Below are 17,110 nucleotides of genomic sequence, written 5' to 3'. Positions count from 1 at the left end.
AGCACGCAGCCGCTGGCGCTGTGGGGAGTCGGCAGCGGTTCGAGCGCGGCCTCTGCCTCGGTGGCCAGGGCGTGGATCAACAGCATGTCGCCGACGTTCACCGCGTTATCCTATCCGTATTCGACCCAGAAGGTGGGTCGTCCCGGCGCAGTCGGTCGCTATCCGCGAGGTCGTCGTGGATGAGCGGGTACGTGTGGAGCAGCTCCCCCCAGACCGCGCTATCGATGTGCGGAAGGAAACACATCATGGGTGTATCGCTTGCCGGTGGAAGGGGAGAAAGAGCGATTGTTCTCGATTCCAGAAGAGGTCTGTTGTGGGCTGTGAACCCAGTTTCTGGGCTGATCTACTACCGTGTGGATGATACCACACTCCGCTGGCGAAATCCAACTACCGATGAATATGGCGACTTCCCCCAGTTTCCTGGGCTTGATACACAGATCGCAGCCACGTGTGCCGTTAGTCCAGACGGGAAACTCGTTGCCTACTCGTCCAATCCACCGCAGACCAACACAGCTGAAACCACGTTTGTGAGCGGCCTCACAACCTATATTGCACGATCGGACGGAAGTGATCCTGTCCGTATAGACATGTCAGACCACGGCAAAAGACTCACCCCTGTACAGTGGCATCCACACGAGCACAAACTGCTCGTCGAGCGCGACGACGGGCGTCAGAAATTCTACGAGATGAGCCGGTCAGAAGCCGTTGAGATGGTCGGGCTCGCCGATGAGTGTATCCGACAGAATATCGAGAGTATCCTTGGCTGTGACATTGTGACGCAGTCTGGCGAGGACACGGACAAACACTGACAAGCATGAGTAGCCCTCGATGCTGACTGCCGCCTGGGTGGTGGCTCAGTCGCCTGTTACCTGCCATTCGAACTCCTCGGAGGTACAGTGGGACGAAGTAGATTCACAGGCATGATCGGAGTTATCGATGCAACTGTCATCAGTGGTGGTATTCCCACGGCACTGTTCGCTAGTGGATGCCAACAGAGCAAGTGGTGCCAAACGACTGTGGACGAATATTCGGTCTATAGTCCCAAACATAGATGGCTGGAGCCGACTGCGACTATGCTTGAAAGCCATCGCTAGGTCGACACTGAAGAGATACGATCCCTCTACTGGCTTGCTTCCCACGATGATGAGATGGCCAGTGTTGATCGGTTCTCTTCCTCAAATCGGTCCTTCAGAAACCCTCGAAATGTCACAGGAAATGATGTGAACCCTCTTGAGCCAGTGGTCGACGACGTTCACGATCGACTAGAAACAGCACCGACGCTTGTAGATCTCGTTCGACATATGAATGTTGGCCAGATGGTGAACGACGAAGACATCAAACGTTTTGAGGGGTTGGAATACGACATTGAACCACTCATTCGTGCGTTATTCTGCCGTGACCTTGCTGGACTCTCCTGGAATGGCCTCTATGAGTTCCTTTCAACAGAGAACCGGGCTACTCGGCTCGGATTCGATCCGGCAAAATTCGGGAAGTACAACACAGCACCCACACGACAAACGGTGGCATCTGTTTGGGATCATAGTCTTTCGGAGGAGACCAAACGAACCATTCTTGCGGTGAGTGAGCAACTCGTGGAGGAAGCGTACGAAAGCGACGTTGCACTCAACGTACGACCCCCACGGCACGTCGGTGTATCGGATTCAGATCTTCGTGAGCGTGACACGCCTGAGTTTACGGAGGGCCAGATTCGAACTCACGTCCGGCACGCTCGAGAAACAGTGTTCGGAGCGTTCGATACTGGTCGGGCTGGCAATGCGGTATACCCCGACAGTCGCTTCGACGAGCTTCAGGCACTGATGGCACTTGGCGGCTCTGGAACACCGCAGGGGCAATCACGGATGGAGAATTTCTTCGGCAAGGACTACACTCCTCACGGCGATACCCATCTCCGAACAATCAAACAATACACCCCCGAGACGATTCAAGCAGGCTTCGATCGGTCGATCGAGAATCTCCTTGATGCAGTGAACCACCTCCAGATTCTTCAACCCCCCGTCACAGTTGCGATTGACATTACGACGTGGGAGTACCACGCTGACGGTAAGCTTCCTTCTGAAGTTAGCGGAATCGATGACTCAGGCGAGAAGGCCTACAAGTTCGCGACACTGTCGCTGGTGGGCAAGAGCATGCCGATCGTCCTCGCTGTTGAACCGGTGATCGAGAGCTCAGGGTGGGACGAGAATTTTCCACATCAGTACCATCGTACGGTTCGACGGCTTGTGCGACGAGCCCAGGAATTCGTCTCGATTGATCTCGTCCTCGCCGATAGAGGATTTGAATCGTTCCAGGTCTACCAAACACTGGCTAATCTTGGCGTCACCTATCTCTTTCCAAAGATCGAACGGAATCCTGAAGCCACGTATATCGAAGGAATGGAAGAAGATGGCCACGATCTGGCTGTCGAAGAGGCAACGGTCACCGCCAGAAATGGAAGTCACGACTGTCGAGTGCTGTTCGTGACGAGTCGTACTGGCGACGACACACAGGTGTTCATCACGAACAAGCAGGTAAAGCCCGAACACGCAGAGAAGTGGGTACACCGCTATGCCAATCGGTGGTGGATCGAGGCCGAGTATCGATCTATCAAACAGCACTTCCTTGCACGAACGTCCTCAAAGGATCACACGCTGCGGTTCTACTACTTCGTGTTTGGCGTCCTCATGTACAACGTCTGGCGGCTTACGGATGTGCTGCTGAAGGCCACGGTCTCCCGAGAATTGACGGTAGGACCGCCGGTGCTTACTGCTGGAGAGCTCGCTGACTGGATCGCAATCCATCTCCAGCTCGATCCTGGCTAGAAAGGCTCTCTACTACCGTGTGAGACGAGATATTGAGCGGTAGCTCTCTGCAAATTCGACCCAGATCGATCGTTCTCACAGTATACTTCTTGAATACCAATTACAATCCTAAATCGTACAGCACGAGAGCATATTTCGACTGAATATTCACAGAATCAAAACTCCAGGCCAACTATGCGCGTTTACACTCCGAAGTTAGGACTTCGGAGTGTGGTCTTCTGTAAATGGGTTCTATTCAGGTAGGTGGTGTCGGAAATTGGGAATTCTTCGCACGAGAAGGCCTCTATCGGTGTGCTTTCTCCACTAGCTATTTCTCTTAGGAGCCGAGGGGTTTGACTTTGAGCGTATCGATATACTCGACATTACCCATTAAAAAGTAACATATCTTAAATGGTTAATTCGCCGGGTTTTAGTTGCAGTTCCTATACACATAATTTCTATGGACTACACTGTACCGCGGTCGGTGTAGGTCCATCGTCTCGTTATTAAATAATCATCATTGAATTGATGGATATCAGCGAATCCAAACGATACTGGTGTTCCATCTAATGTCCCATCAAAGTAACCTTGGACAATAGCAGTATCCCCGTCAATGTAGAGGGTATCAACAGTGTGGTGACTCTCTCCAATCGGCCGATGTTCAAGGTAGAACGTTTGAAATTCCTCCTTTCCCTCTAATGGTTTCCTACCAGGACGAGTATAAACGATATCGTCAGTAAATAAAGAAAACATATTTTTGTAGTCTCCCTCATCAACGAATTTATAGTATGATTGTATTGTTTTCTCAATCCCCATATAATTAATTACTGTCCTATTCACTTATGCCTTATTACTAGATTAGGAGTATTCCAATCAGAATTTTGGTAACATTACATTTCTTGTATCATCTTTATAAATCTCAGACTCCAGCAATTTTATATACACTGCTGTATCATATCTGTTCCTATATTCTTATGTTCACCAAACCTTAGAGGAATAGGCGCTAAATTTCTGGTTTTATTGATGTAGTGGATGTCAAGCCAGTAGCGGCAACGGTCGCCGAGCTGGAGGCCGTGATCAAGTGAGAGTATGTTTAGGAAGGAATAGCGTTCGCTCGCAAATAGGACTAGGCCAGGTCGGCCACCATCGAATTCGATGCTGGTACTTCGGACAACCTCGTTCCGAACGATGACTCCGAAGATGGCAGTCGTCGCTCTCAATGAACTCGATACAAAGTTAGTAACCGATTGTTGACACAGTTGCTGGGTTGGTTGACCGGTATCGAGGTCTGTTCTGAGAAACGTTCGACCCTGTGGTTGGAGGAGCGTGTCTTCAAAGGTGTCCAAGCCAGTCAACCCGCCATCCACTCATGGCTGCAGGAATTTTTCTGTGCGATGGGGCTGCTCTTCCTGGACATCGACGAATACGATATGGACGAGGGCACAGAGAGTGACAACCACCTGGTGAGCACCGATGTCGACCGATTACAGTATCCCGACCTGTGGGATACTATCGATGCTGACTGCCGCCGAGGTAGTGGCTCAGTCGCCTGGTACCTGGCGTTCGAACTCCTCGGCGGTACAGTAGGACGAGGTGGATTCACAGTCATGATTGAAGGTATCGATGCAACTGTCATCGATGGTGGTGGTATTCCCACGTCACTGCTCGCTAGTGGATGCCAACAGTGCAAGTGGTGCCAAACGACTGAGGACGAATATTCGGTCTATAGTCCCACGCATAGGTGGTTGGAGCCGACTGCGACAATGCTTGAACAGACCATCACGAGACGACACCGAAGAGATACGATCCCTCTACAGGCTTGCCTCCCATGATGATGAGATGGCCAGTGTTGATCGGTTCTCTCCTTCAAAACGGCCCTTCAGAAACCTTCGAAATGCCACAGGAAATAATGTGAGCTCTCTTGAGCCAGTGGTCGACGACGTTCACGAACGACTAGAAACAGCACCGACGATTGGAGATCTCGTTCGACATATTAATGTTGACCAGATGGTGGACGACGATGACATCAAACGTTTTGAGGGGTTGGAATACGACATTGAACCACTCATTCGTGCGTTATTCTACCGTGACATTGCTGGATTCTCCTGGAATGGCCTCTATGAGTACCTTTCAACAGAGAACCGAGCTACTCGCCTCGGCTTCGACCCGGTAAAATTCGGCAAGTACAACACAGCACCCACGCGGCAAACGTTGGCATCTGTTTGGGATCATCGTCTTTCGGAGGAGACCAAACGAACTATTCTCGCGGTGAGTGAGCAATTCGTAGAAGAAGCGTACGAAAGCGACGTTGCACTGAACGTACGACCACCACGGCACGTCGGTGTATCGGATTCAGATCTTCGTGAGCGTGACACGCCTGAATTTACGGACAAACAGATTCGGACCCATATCCGTACCGCTCGAGAGACGGTTTTCGGAGCGTTCGATTCTGGTCGAGCTGATAATGTAGTGTATCCCGACAGTCGCTTCGACGAGCTCCAGGCACTGATGGCACTTGGCGGCTCTGGAACGCCGCAGGGGCAATCACGAATGGAGAATTTCTTCGGTGAGGACTACACTCCTCACGGCGATACCCATCTCCGAACGGTCAAGAGCTATTCAGAGGAGCAAATTCAGGTTGGGTTCGATCAATCAATCGAGAACCTCCTTGACGCAGTAAACCACCTCCAGATTCTCCAACCGCCGGTCACGGTCGCGATCGACATCACGACGTGGGAGTACCACGCTGACGGCGAGCTTCCTGCCGAAGTCAGCGGAATTGATGACTCGGGCGAGAAGGCCTACAAATTTGCGACACTATCGCTGGTTGGTAAGAGCATGCCGATCGTCCTTGCTGTTGAACCGGTTATAGAGGACTCAGCCTGGGACGAGAATTTTTCACACCAGTACCATCGAACGGTACGGCGACTTGTTCGACGGGCCCAGGAATTCGTCTCGATTGACCTCGTGCTCGCCGATAGAGGATTTGAATCGTTCCAGGTCTACCAAACCCTGGCCAATCTTGGTGTCACCTATCTCTTTCCAAAGATCGAACGGAATCCTGAAGCAACGTATATCGAAGGAATGAAAGAAGATGGCCACGATCTGGCTGTCGAAGAAGCAACGGTTACCGCCAGAAATGGAAGTCACGATTGTCGAATGCTGTTCGTGCCGAGTCGTACTGGCGAAGACACACAAGTATTCATTACGAACAAGCAGGTGAAGCCCGAACACGCAGAGAAGTGGGTACACCGCTACGCCAATCGATGGTGGATCGAAGCCGAGTATCGGTCCATCAAACAGCACTTTCTCGCTCGAACGTCCTCAAAGGATCACACGCTGCGGTTCTACTACTTCGTGTTTGGCGTCCTCATGTACAATGTCTGGCGGCTCACGGATGTGCTGCTGAAAGCAACGGTCTCCCGAGAATTGACCGTAGGACCGCCGGTGCTTACTGCTGGAGAGCTCGCTGACTGGATCGCAATCCATCCCCAGCTCGATCCTGGCTAGAAAGGCTCTACTACCGTGTGAGACAGGTTGCGGAGCGGCAGCTCTCTGCAAATACGACTCAGATCGATCGTTCCCACAGTATACTACTTGAATACCAATTATAATCCTGAAGCGTACAGCACGAGAATATAATTCGACCAAATATTTATAGAATCAAAATCCCAGGCCAACTATGCGCGTTTACACTCCGAGGTTAGGGTTTGGAAATCTAGATGTTATAGATAGTGCCGATTTGTTCTATTAATCGGAAACACAATCACCGACCACCACCTCAAACACCCGAATTACACACGAAATCCCCTCCGCTTCCTGTCCAATCGCCAAGATTATACTGCAACTTGTTATAGTAGTCCACATGCGACTGGAATCGACGGCCAAATCAGACGAATACAACGTGTGGATGACCGACGAAGAACTCGAACAACTCCGGCGAGCTGCTGCCAGTCATCGCGACGATCTCATTCTCCAGCTCGGTGGGTACGTTGGGTTACGGGCGTTCGAGATTCCCCAGGTGTGTCCGAAACACGTGAAACGGACGACCGACGGTGATCACTATCGGCTGCGGGTCCCTCGAGGGAAGGATACCACCGGCTCGGGTGGGAAACCTCGCGATGCCTACCTCCCACCCGACGTCGAGAGTGATATCCATCGGTATACCACTGCCGAGACGATTGCTCCTGACGAGTCGCTCGTCGATCTCTCAACCCGTGGGGTACGGGCTGTGGTGAAGCGAACCGCTGAGCGAGCAGCTGCCGAAACCGGTGATCCCGACTATCGGCATGTCTCTTCGCACGATCTCCGGCGACGCTTCGCTCAGCGACTTCTCGTCGATCGGCAGATGAATCCACGAGTCGTTATGCAGGTCGGCGGCTGGGACTCGTTCCAGGCCATCGAACCCTATCTCAATGCTCCAACGCCCGACGTCGTGAACGAAGCCTTCGAAGAGGCGGGGCTGACGTGAGTACGCCTACTCACCCTGATTCTATGACGACCTCCCATAGCTGTGATCGAGTTCTCCTACACCGCAGAATTAAGGCGATAGCACCCTGAGTAATGGACTCTAATGGTCGAAATTTCCGATGCATTACAGTGTGTGTTTAGTGCGACTATCCGCAGCCGTGATGGCGACTACGTAATTGAGGCCCCATCGACTGAGATCTCGAAAGGAACAATCACTCCACAGAGTACGTATCGAGTCGCTCTACTTGAGACACCAGAAACAAACGAGAGTGACGGAACCAACCACGCCAATGAGAGCTACCAGGGGACTCGAGCAGCAGGGTCCGGTCCACCGATTGCAGAGGGTGAGGTTCGGGACGTGACGATCGAGGCACGAGGTGACAAAGGCGATGGGATCGCCAAAGTCGAAAGGGGATACGTCGTTATCGTTCCAGGTACCCATCCCGGTGACCAACCAACGGTCAAAATTGAGCAGGTCAAACCGAATGTTGCGTTCGCCAGCATCGTCGATCCGGACTCAAGACTGCACTAAGCCTGTCCGAAAATGTGTTCTGATAAAAAGGTCACCGTATCAGCCCAGGAGTGGAGTCGCGAACAGTTCCGAGAGCTGATTGCGGAGCTCTCAGCAGGAGTAGCCGAAGAAGAATGGCGACTGCTCAGCAAACAGGTCGTCTAACACTGTCTGCGTCCATTCCCTTCGAGGATCGTTCCGCTTCAACCTTACAAAAGTTCGTCTGAAACCTCCGCAAACCAGCAATCGTAGCAGAGGGGCCGTCCGTCGCTTCAACCCTACAAAGGTTCGTCTGTAACTGCTATCCTGAACGTAGATAGAGCAGGTAGGATGGCCGCTTCGACCCTACAAGGGTTCGTCTAAAACACTTTGCACATAGCATGAACCCCTCCTCGGGTGGGTGGCTTCGACCCCACAAGGGTTCGTCTGTAATCCGATTCGCGCCGTTTCCCCCCCGAAGAGTTCTGTGCTTCGACCCTACAAGGGTTCGTCTGAAACCATAGCCGATTCGTAGGCTATAGAGGTCGATGTATTCGAAATCACATCAGAATTTCCATCGACCCTCGGTAGCCTCACTTCCCCCGGGGGGTCGATGGATCTAGATACAAGAACTACTGGTCGTCCATCGTCGTTCCTCACAGTTGCTCGCCTGTTGTAGATGCTCCTCCGGATAAGCTTTCCTACGAATGACTGCCGTCGCTCTATCCATCAACCCTAGGGGGAGACTGCCCTACTGACGGTCGATGGAGAGGGGGCGACAAAATAGGTATACACAAAGCCCAGCTTCCACCAGTTGGGCATGGTTACAGCAGAACCCTTGTGGTTGAAGCCGGCAGGGGTCGCAGATCGGGACAGTAATCACCTCGTGTTACAGTAGAACCTTTGTAGGATCGAACGCGATCCCCATGTCGAAGAAAGGCAGTCCGACGTTATTCATCCATGATCCGGTCGACAGTCGCTGAGAAGTTATGTACTGATCGTGAGATCCGCGATTACTCCGGTGCGATTACCTGATCGATCTCCACCATCGCTTCACAGTACCCATCCCGATCGGTGAACTCTATGTCGACGAATATCTCGATGTCCACTGGCTCGGCGTTGACCCGGTGGGGTTTGCGAGGGAAACGGTGACGACTCTATCGGTGCTTACTGCTTGAATAACTCAGAGAGATTTTTATAGGCGAGCGAGACTTTTCCTCCCCGAATTCTAGGTTCTATCTAAGTATCTCACGGAAGGGCTAAGTGAAATGGCGTATATTGCCGTCCAGGGCACTACTGATGAAGTGCAGTATCAAGAAGATGGTCGTGATCTATCGATTAAGGTACTCACAAATCCATCAGTATTGCAGTACATCAATCCAGTAGAGTAACTCGTCTCTGAGGACAGGTAGTCCGAAACCTATATCAGATAGCTAATTTCCAAGTGGAAACCTGTATAGCTGGTTCTAAAATACGATATCGAAATCCAATTTCTTACTATTTAAAAGTTGGGACAATCCTTAAGTCTAAGAACTTACTATCAAAGAATGCCAACTGAGAGTCGCGCTCAGGTGTTATGAGCGCACTCGTATTCTCACCCAGAGTCCCAACGCTACCAATCCAACCTCGATACAAGCTACGCTGAACGATGCGAGACTCACTATCGTGTCTGTCTGCATACTCACGTCTCTCCGTCGTACCGAGCTGCAGAACTCAGTGCCAACTGAGAGTCGCGCCCAGTACGACGTGTCAACTAAGGACGTGCCCCCTGAAAAACCCCTCGCACGCGCGCGAAGCAATTAACGTTGTACCAGTTCTAGACTGAGTAACGGTTCCGATTCTTTGCGATCTTCCGAATGTATCACGAACACTGCTGATTGGCCGTTCTCCCCTGCTCACGCACCGTAGCAATTCCGTATGTGTGTTTGCATTCTCTGCATCCAACTCGGCAAACATCGCGACGTGAGTATTGTGCGCGTATACGGGCAGAGTAGTTCATCCGGGGAGAGGACGGGGGCCCCATAGCTCAAATCAATCCGAGACGATAGCCGACCTCTGCTCGCAACGAATGATTCCCTCGAACCGACCCGCGCTCCGTATCGATCGGGACGGAAAATGGCACCCCTTGATTTCGTATTTCTACTGAAATACGAAATTGAGAGAGTGAGGTTTGCATGGTGGCTTGTGTCAGTTGAAAGCCAAGGACGATGCTGGCTGATTTCACATCCGATCACATCTTGACAGACATATTCGACGGGGAAGAATCGTTCTTGGAGGTATCGTGAATGATATGCTACGGCTGAGTCTCTTCAGAATTAATCTCTATCATTATGCCAGATAAATCTGTTATAGATTTTAATATTTCATCGGGGTCGGTAGTATTAAATACTATTTCAAGATTCTTGCCATCATCTGAAGTATGTGGTTCACTCTTCCATGTTATCGAACAAATCGGCATAGACGCAAAACTAGGATGGTTTGATATCTCTTCTGTGGAAGGTAGAACAGGCGATTTTCCACCCTCAGGAGGAGTGAAGTTGAGATATATAAGGCCATCTCCCTTTGTTCCACCAATATAGGGAAGATACTTCCAAATAACATAGCCCCATCCACTATATTCAGCTATTTGGACTCTTCCTAGTTGGTATCTGTAAAAATTTGTTATATTCTGAGAATCCTTTAACCTATTCCGAACAGCGCTTTCCAACTCATATGGACTCGCTATTGCTGCTTGTTTCCAGGAAAGGTACGCGAATAATGCTGCGAGAAAGGGGATGATAGTCTCACCTAAAGTCATATTTTATTGCTAGCTAATGTTCTCTCCCCATAAGATTCTTCATCCTAGTTTGACTAATATTCATTGATCAGAAAGACGAAATATCCAGACGGCAACAGCAAAAGGAGACCTAGAGGTACTGAAGGACGATCTTGATGCTGAGGTAATCGCCGAGGTGGGGACCGCTACCGATTCGGACTCTGACGAACGGAGGGCCAGATACGCAGGACGCAAAGATCGAGACACTCAGCATCAGCGACTACTTCGAAGTGACTGTCCGGGCGTCGACACCGCGCCGAAGCCTGCCCCCGAGCCGTTCGAGTACGCGCTCAATCAAATGAGCGTGACTCCCGAACAGGCCATCTATGTGGGCAACTCCCTGGAATACGACGTGGCTAGCGCACACGCAGCGGGAACGACTGCAGTCTGAGTTCGTGACTCTTCTCAATTTGGCCTGAAAATTCTCGCTTTGGTAATACAGTAGATGGGTCAGGTGCCATTCGCTCTTTCCAAGGTGGAGTCCACGTTCGTTAACTGTCGTCTCAACTCCGTATTTCTCCATCCGGCTGGCAACGGCTTTCTCCCCCGTCTATTGATATGCCGCTATTTTTGAATATTGTCACCCACATTCCGCAGGGATCAACTCAGTAGGAGATACGTTTGAGTGACCAATAAAAGACAAAATATTTATAGTTACTAGAGAGAAGATTAATTATGTCCTCCAACAATTCGACGATCAATCCGTTGTTTACCATTGGACCAATTCACGTGGTCAGCACCTCTATCATTCTCCGGCTGTTTGGACTTATACTTGGATTCTTCGGATTTAACATGATCGTCTGGTCTGTCGATCCACATACGGCATTTACTGGAGCCATCATATTTTCTGCCATTGGAGGGTTCCTATTGCTCAGTGGACTATACCTCAACGGGGTTCAGTTCCAGAAGATCAATCTAGAATAATACGTTCCACTACCATTCATTCTACACAACTCTAGTCCCCGCCTTGGGATCGATGTCCTCTACTTGATGAACGTGAAAAGACGAGAGCTTCTCGTTGTATCTCTATAATCATAGAATAGGGCAAGCAACGGGCTGTATAGCGATTCAATCCGACGATCCAGAAACTTCCTTCTGCCAATAGACCCAGTCCCGAGGCACCTGGCGGTGACCATTCGTCATCGGAGTATCGAACGTTCGTTGAGACGGTCCGATAGTACGCTACTCGCGACGACCAAGAGCCCGGCGAGAACGTCCGCCGGGCGAGTACTGATAAATATGCCTGTGACCGCTCCTGAATCGATCGCGACCGGTGTCAATTGGAGTCGGAATAAATGAGCGTCGATAAATGGGGATACCCGACGTTGGCCTATAGAAACGTCGTGTCAACGTCGTGTGCTTCGAGCCATTTCAGCCCCTCTGCCCTGGATGTGAGACGGATGTTATCCCGTTCACCACCTCCGTAGGCTTCGATTGGACTCTCTGGCTCGGTGATCCAATCGCGGATTAGCTCTTCTGCTCGACCTTCGTCGTGGCTGGCGACCCAGCCCTTGGCCGTATCAACAGTTACCTTCCGACTTCCAACTTACCCACCACGGACGAGCTTCCGCATGATTTTGATCGCTATCTCTTCTTCACTTGCCATGTGGGTCTCCCCAAGTACTCATATAAGTTCCACTATATTATGGCTTTCCGTTTGAACGGAGAGTACTATCCAATACTGCGGAAAATATAAGTCGCTGAGTAACTGATTTAGTAATATGAGCCAAGTCGTAGCCGAAGAGGATACCTACGCTGATGGAACGACCCTTGTTAACCTCCTCGGGACACCCGCCCGTGTACGAATCCTTGCTGTCCTCACAAGCGAGACGGACCGTGACCTCAACCCCACACAGATCATGGAGCAAGCTGGTATCGGGAGTACTGCGTTTTACGATCACATTGACGATCTCCGTGCATGGGGCCTTGTCGAGAAGACACGCATGGCCGGAAATTCCCCTATGTTTCGCCTGAACACCGACAGTGAGGCAGCACAGTACCTCGGGAAACTCGAATGGGCACTCATCGAGCACACTGTCGAAAAAGAAGAAGCCGGCGAACTCGACGAAAACAATCAGCCAATCCTTCCCGAGGACGCAAGATAATCAGGACGTTCCGTTGAACACGTCTGCGGCGGCTATCACCGACCTACAGCCTTAGAAACTCCGTCTATATCTCTACCTTATCGCCAGAACTACTTAAACGAAAAGTGAAGATCCAGCTCAGACCTTCACCAAGGTCATCCTCCGTGGGAACGTTAATCCCTCTATGAGCCGCTTTAACCGCAACCCATCGCCAGCGTATCGAGAGTTCGTTGAGACCGTTCGAGAGTTCGCTGCTCGCGACCAGGAGCCTGGCGAGAATGTCCGCCGGGCGATAGCCGAGGGACTTGAAGATCACCTTCGAGAGCGGTTCAAGAACGCCTGGAAAGTGGATGAGCGGGCAGACACTGCGTGCTTCCGGCGGTTAGTAACGGGAGAAGACGAGTGCAATTGTGATCGGTCGTGGATCGATCGGAACGAAGAATCAGGGTTGGTGTCGTTGCTCCAAGACCTGATCCAGCAATCTGCTGTGAAATATGCCAAAGAGTTCAGATAGCTATTTGAGTCCGAATCCGTCGGCTCGCATCAATTCTATGGCGTCATCTGTATTTTCTAATCCAGCTCGGATGAGGTAGTCGCGAACATCGAGATCGTAGACAGTATCATTCTCGAATTCCTCACTGGCTTCTCGTTTGAAATCCTCGAGTTGCCATTTTACTTCATCTGGTATTGAGACTGTGATACGATTTCGACCATCACTTGGTCCACTCCGTCGGAGAACATATGGAAGTTCGTCTGTGTCTATCGACGGAGATTCATCTTCTGCTGCATCAGGGGTCTGTGTCGTCGAATTGGTGTTGGGCGACATTGATTGAGTATCCGAGTCGTCACTATCGAGTCCGTCATCAGTACCTTCGAAATTATAGCGATCGTTTTTACCCATTCCTACATCACCGCTAGTGTTTCATCCTCATAGCCAGGGTTTTCTTTCACGATTGCATCCCACTGCTCCGATACATTGTCTTCAGTATAGTCATCCAAGGGGGTCCATTCCCCCTCGATCAACCGGGCAAGGTGATCGAATTTGAGGAACAGATCTTTCTCATATTCGTACATTGGCCGACATTCGTCGTGAGTAAAGTCGTCTTCATCCATCATTCCATAGGTGAAGAGATCCACCCGTTCTCTCCATGCGTATTTTAGTACATCGCGATTCCTGTACGAAAACGGGGTTAGTAATTTCCCCTCGTCCTTCATTTCGGTCTTGATAGAGTCATAGATATTTGAATCTCCTGTGAGATTCGGGACGATGCTGAGGATATTGAGATTGATATCAAACCCAGCTTTGCCAAGACCTTCTTCCATTTCATCCAGTGTTCGCTCAAGGCCGTCGATGTTGTCTTTGCCTTTTTGACTCAGTTCCACTGGAGCCAAAATATTCCGTGCGGCAAACAGAGCGTTGTCGAGCGGCAATGAGAGTGTTGCTGGAGGGTCGATGATGAAGTAGTCATATTCACTCGATAAGTCCTCAATGTGGCCTCTCAGCAACGACTGTGGCAACTGAATGGAACGGTCCGTGGCACAGATCTGTTCAAGGTTAGCCAGTGATTCGTGACCAGGAATGAAATCGAATCCTGGTCCTTCATAGATACAATCGCGAATGGAAGCATCACCAGTGAGCGCATCAGTGATGTTTGGTGATGCATCTGTTTTCAATGAAAGCCATACTCCGCGACCAATGTGTGACGTGAGTGATCCATTCTGTGGATCGAAGTCGATCGCGAGGACATCATAGCCCCTCCGGGCGAGCGCAGCTGCAATATTTACAGCGAGCATTGTTTTTCCTTCCCCGCCAGATTCCGACGTCATTGTGACCGTTCGGACCATAGTCTAGACGATTATTTGCACCCACATATATCCCCCTGATGTGTGGTACGGACATTGGTTCGCGCGTCGATCGGTGCCCAGACATGCACAGAGAGCCAGACACATACACCATCGCCCGATCAAATACACGTTCTGAGGTACGTACACACGTACATAGACACGTTCCCGTGTATGTTCCCAGATATATTCAGACGTTCGAAGAATAAGGAATATAGAAGACTTAACGGCTGTAGCCCCACAACTCAGACGAAATCACCACAACACTTCTTCTGTCCACCATCGCTTCTTCTGCTTCAGATTTCCACCAATAATATTATAACACTTCTTCTGTCCACCACCACTTCTTCTGCTTCAGACTCCCATCAATAATTCTACAACATTTCTTCTGTCCACCACCACTTCTTCTGCTTCAGTCAACGAAATCTAATTCACTTTCCGAGACGATGCTATTTTGCAATGTCTTACTTATGAGTTTCTCTACAAAAACATCATCAAAGACTCGTGATTCAATACGATAAACTGCCTGGAGAAACGTTTTCATATCGGGTTCTAGTTCAAATGTGTAATACCTTCCCCCATCAATTCCTTCATTCTTATCGTGCTTATGTAGCAGATTTTGGAAAGCCAGTTCATTCAGATGCTCACGCATTTGCCGTGATGTCGTCGGCTCACGACTAATGGATTCACAGATCGCGCAGTATTGTCGATACAGATCCTTAGTCCGAGATGGCGTATCCCCATTACACTCTGCAAACACAACAGAGGCAAGCGATACCTGCTCCTGTGAGGAAATAGCCTTTACAGCACTACTGACCCAGTTTGATTCCAAAAATTCCTCAGCTCGTTCAACATCATCAAGGCTCACTGTTGAAGAGTCACGGCGAACTGCGATTTCTCCTGCTTCAAGCAATAGATCCATAGCAAGTCGAGCATCTCCAGCTTCTTGAGCAACAATAGCAGCAATTCGCTCGATAACCCCCTCATTAATAACGCCCTCATGGAACGCCAGATCCGCACGATGTTCCAGAATAGCAATTAACTCATTCGCATCGTAGGCACTGAAATGGAGTTCAGTCTCACGCAGCGTTGACTTAGCCTTTGGTGAAAGGTCTTCAGTAAATGAATAATCGTTTGAAATCGCGATGATTCCTAATCGAGCATCCTCTACATAATTGTTCTTTTGCGCTCTCGGAATCTGATACAGAATATCATCTGGAGACGAGATATTATCTATTTCATCCATAACGAATAAGATAGTCCCTCCGATTTTGTCGATTTCCGACCACAGTTTATCGAAGATATCTTGTTGACTATATCCAGTGGCCGGAACAGTCGGCTGATCTCGTTGTCTGAGCAATTCATTAAGGAGCTTCACTGCGGCCTGGTACGATGACGACTGGTTATCACAGGTGATTTTGATTACAGAGAGTGGAACATCGAACTGGTCAGCACTGTCTTGGAGATCCTTCAGGAGTCGTTCAGTTACGACGGTTTTACCGACCCCAGTTTTCCCGTACAAGAAGATATTCTTTGGTTTCCAGCCATTGATCACCGGCTGGAGATATTCCTGATACTGCTCGATCTCTTCATCACGCCCTTGAATAGTTTCAGGAGTCCATTCTTCATCCAGCACATCGTGATTATCAAAGATGCTTGTTTCAGGAGTGAAGCGTGGCATGGGGATACTTCTTAATACCACGGTTGCCTCTTAAAACCACCACTTCTTCTGTTTCCAGTGCTAAGATCGTTTTATATACTATTTAAATAACCCTCCCCCTCCACATTTCCAGTGTTACAACTAGATAGCTAGTACTAGCAGCATAAGCGGCTATTTAAAAACGATAATATTAATACTAATTAGACTCAAACCACAACCGTGGTGTAGTGGAACTATGACTAATTGAACTTACTTCAATTAGTCATTGATCTACCCCTACTCTAGAGAGTGGAAGCATTGGAAAAGTGGAGGGGGGTGTTTTATAAGCTAAACTAACACAAGAAGCATTAGAAGCAGAAGAAGTGGTGGTTCATTCGTGATCACTGATTTTATCGAGTGAGTTGTGGATTTAGAACAAACGAAACAGATGAAGGATACCGCCACAGATCTTTCAGCCGTTGAGTTGCATTCTCGTGTCCCCGCGAAAAGTGAGAATCTGCAACTGGTAGATCACTCATTGTGTGGTCACCAGCAAAGATCATGCACATCTCGCGACGAGCCATGCAGTCGTGGTCTCACTGATGCACCCCTCAAGTTGCGTTAGGTCGTCCACTGAAACAGTGAATGAATCTTGGGCTGTGTTCTTCAGCTCGATCGCATGATTGCCTGAATAGCCACAGGGATAGATCTAGATCGACTGTGGCGTCTGTCCTTTGATGTCCTTTACGACGTCTTTTTCATACCGAAATCCCTCGCCAAACACATCGCCGTCGTTAGTCGATACGGGGGCTATCCCGCCCATCGCATCCTCTACGAGAGTGACGGCGATGTCCGGGCGGATTCACTCGGCTGCCCGAACGTCGACGACGTCGACCCGGTGGGCGAGTGCTTTGGCAACTGGATCCTCCGTGGGCCAGGGATCGACCGCTAGGCTACTGAGCTAACCGACCT

General features: G+C 49.9%; 14 protein-coding genes. 9 read left to right on the top strand and 5 right to left on the bottom strand.

Translation table 11 applies throughout. From position 1 onward, the window contains the following. The first annotated feature begins 320 nt into the window (after positions 1–320). On the top strand, positions 321–809 hold the full coding sequence (locus JXQ78_RS18030) for a hypothetical protein (RefSeq protein WP_330633564.1): 489 nt from the start codon (positions 321–323) through the stop codon (positions 807–809). A 411-nt stretch (positions 810–1,220) separates the two neighbouring features. Continuing rightward, positions 1,221–2,819: a transposase gene (locus JXQ78_RS18025; RefSeq protein ID WP_330633563.1), complete on the top strand. Its 1,599-nt coding sequence runs from the start codon at positions 1,221–1,223 to the stop codon at positions 2,817–2,819. 444 nt (positions 2,820–3,263) lie between these two features. Here JXQ78_RS18025 and JXQ78_RS18020 read toward each other — a convergent pair whose 3' ends face one another. Continuing rightward, a complete protein-coding gene (locus JXQ78_RS18020) occupies positions 3,264–3,614 on the bottom strand; it encodes a nuclear transport factor 2 family protein (RefSeq protein WP_330633562.1) in 351 nt (116 codons plus the stop codon). 1,095 nt (positions 3,615–4,709) lie between these two features. Here JXQ78_RS18020 and JXQ78_RS18015 point away from each other — a divergent pair. From JXQ78_RS18015 to JXQ78_RS18000, 4 genes are all read left to right on the top strand, one after another. Continuing rightward, positions 4,710–6,308, top strand: coding sequence for a transposase (locus tag JXQ78_RS18015; RefSeq protein ID WP_330633561.1), 1,599 nt, complete (start codon positions 4,710–4,712; stop codon positions 6,306–6,308). A 355-nt stretch (positions 6,309–6,663) separates the two neighbouring features. Next, the gene (locus tag JXQ78_RS18010; RefSeq protein WP_330633560.1) at positions 6,664–7,269 is read left to right on the top strand and encodes a site-specific integrase; all 606 of its coding nucleotides are present in this window, start codon (positions 6,664–6,666) and stop codon (positions 7,267–7,269) included. Positions 7,270–7,371: 102 nt separating this feature from the next. After that, positions 7,372–7,800, top strand: a complete 429-nt coding sequence (locus JXQ78_RS18005) for a TRAM domain-containing protein (RefSeq protein WP_330633642.1) — start codon at positions 7,372–7,374, stop codon at positions 7,798–7,800. Between the two features lie 12 nt (positions 7,801–7,812). Next, on the top strand, positions 7,813–7,944 hold the full coding sequence (locus JXQ78_RS18000) for a hypothetical protein (RefSeq protein WP_330633641.1): 132 nt from the start codon (positions 7,813–7,815) through the stop codon (positions 7,942–7,944). Between the two features lie 2,107 nt (positions 7,945–10,051). On the opposite strand, the gene JXQ78_RS17995 is transcribed toward JXQ78_RS18000, so the two are convergent. Further along, positions 10,052–10,555 carry a hypothetical protein gene (locus JXQ78_RS17995; protein WP_330633640.1) on the bottom strand — a complete coding sequence of 168 codons (504 nt, stop codon included), beginning with the start codon at positions 10,553–10,555 and terminating at the stop codon, positions 10,052–10,054. Positions 10,556–10,709: 154 nt separating this feature from the next. On the opposite strand from JXQ78_RS17995, the gene JXQ78_RS17990 reads away from it, so the two are divergent. From JXQ78_RS17990 to JXQ78_RS17980, 3 genes are all read left to right on the top strand, one after another. Then, on the top strand, positions 10,710–10,964 hold the full coding sequence (locus JXQ78_RS17990; protein ID WP_330633639.1) for an HAD family hydrolase: 255 nt from the start codon (positions 10,710–10,712) through the stop codon (positions 10,962–10,964). A 1,330-nt stretch (positions 10,965–12,294) separates the two neighbouring features. After that, positions 12,295–12,678 carry a winged helix-turn-helix domain-containing protein gene (locus JXQ78_RS17985; RefSeq protein WP_330633638.1) on the top strand — a complete coding sequence of 128 codons (384 nt, stop codon included), beginning with the start codon at positions 12,295–12,297 and terminating at the stop codon, positions 12,676–12,678. A 163-nt stretch (positions 12,679–12,841) separates the two neighbouring features. Next, on the top strand, positions 12,842–13,171 hold the full coding sequence (locus tag JXQ78_RS17980) for a hypothetical protein (protein WP_330633637.1): 330 nt from the start codon (positions 12,842–12,844) through the stop codon (positions 13,169–13,171). On the opposite strand, the gene JXQ78_RS17975 is transcribed toward JXQ78_RS17980, so the two are convergent. The 3 genes from JXQ78_RS17975 to JXQ78_RS17965 all read right to left on the bottom strand — a co-directional run bounded on the left by JXQ78_RS17975 (position 13,172) and on the right by JXQ78_RS17965 (position 16,180). Next, positions 13,172–13,558: a hypothetical protein gene (locus tag JXQ78_RS17975; protein WP_330633636.1), complete on the bottom strand. Its 387-nt coding sequence runs from the start codon at positions 13,556–13,558 to the stop codon at positions 13,172–13,174. Positions 13,559–13,560: 2 nt separating this feature from the next. Further along, entirely contained in the window at positions 13,561–14,484 is a 924-nt protein-coding gene (locus JXQ78_RS17970; protein WP_330633635.1) for a ParA family protein, read from the bottom strand. A gap of 427 nt (positions 14,485–14,911) precedes the next feature. Continuing rightward, positions 14,912–16,180, bottom strand: coding sequence for a Cdc6/Cdc18 family protein (locus JXQ78_RS17965; RefSeq protein ID WP_330633634.1), 1,269 nt, complete (start codon positions 16,178–16,180; stop codon positions 14,912–14,914). Positions 16,181–17,110 lie beyond the last annotated feature (930 nt).

It is taken from the genome of Halocatena halophila (assembly GCA_027563145.1).
Classification (GTDB): domain Archaea; phylum Halobacteriota; class Halobacteria; order Halobacteriales; family Haloarculaceae; genus Halocatena; species Halocatena halophila.
The sequence above is the reverse complement of the archived record's forward strand: the minus strand, read 5'-3'. Positions and strand labels throughout refer to the sequence as shown.

Excerpts from the sequence above, each read along its gene's own strand:
- JXQ78_RS18020 (WP_330633562.1), bottom strand. The coding sequence starts at position 3,614 with ATGGGGATTGAGAAAACAATACAATCATACTATAAATTCGTTGATGAG.
- JXQ78_RS18010 (WP_330633560.1), top strand. The coding sequence starts at position 6,664 with ATGCGACTGGAATCGACGGCCAAATCAGACGAATACAACGTGTGGATG.
- JXQ78_RS18005 (WP_330633642.1), top strand. The coding sequence starts at position 7,372 with ATGGTCGAAATTTCCGATGCATTACAGTGTGTGTTTAGTGCGACTATC.
- JXQ78_RS18000 (WP_330633641.1), top strand. The coding sequence starts at position 7,813 with ATGTGTTCTGATAAAAAGGTCACCGTATCAGCCCAGGAGTGGAGTCGC.
- JXQ78_RS17995 (WP_330633640.1), bottom strand. The coding sequence starts at position 10,555 with ATGACTTTAGGTGAGACTATCATCCCCTTTCTCGCAGCATTATTCGCG.
- JXQ78_RS17985 (WP_330633638.1), top strand. The coding sequence starts at position 12,295 with ATGAGCCAAGTCGTAGCCGAAGAGGATACCTACGCTGATGGAACGACC.
- JXQ78_RS17980 (WP_330633637.1), top strand. The coding sequence starts at position 12,842 with ATGAGCCGCTTTAACCGCAACCCATCGCCAGCGTATCGAGAGTTCGTT.
- JXQ78_RS17975 (WP_330633636.1), bottom strand. The coding sequence starts at position 13,558 with ATGGGTAAAAACGATCGCTATAATTTCGAAGGTACTGATGACGGACTC.
- JXQ78_RS17970 (WP_330633635.1), bottom strand. The coding sequence starts at position 14,484 with ATGACGTCGGAATCTGGCGGGGAAGGAAAAACAATGCTCGCTGTAAAT.
- JXQ78_RS17965 (WP_330633634.1), bottom strand. The coding sequence starts at position 16,180 with ATGCCACGCTTCACTCCTGAAACAAGCATCTTTGATAATCACGATGTG.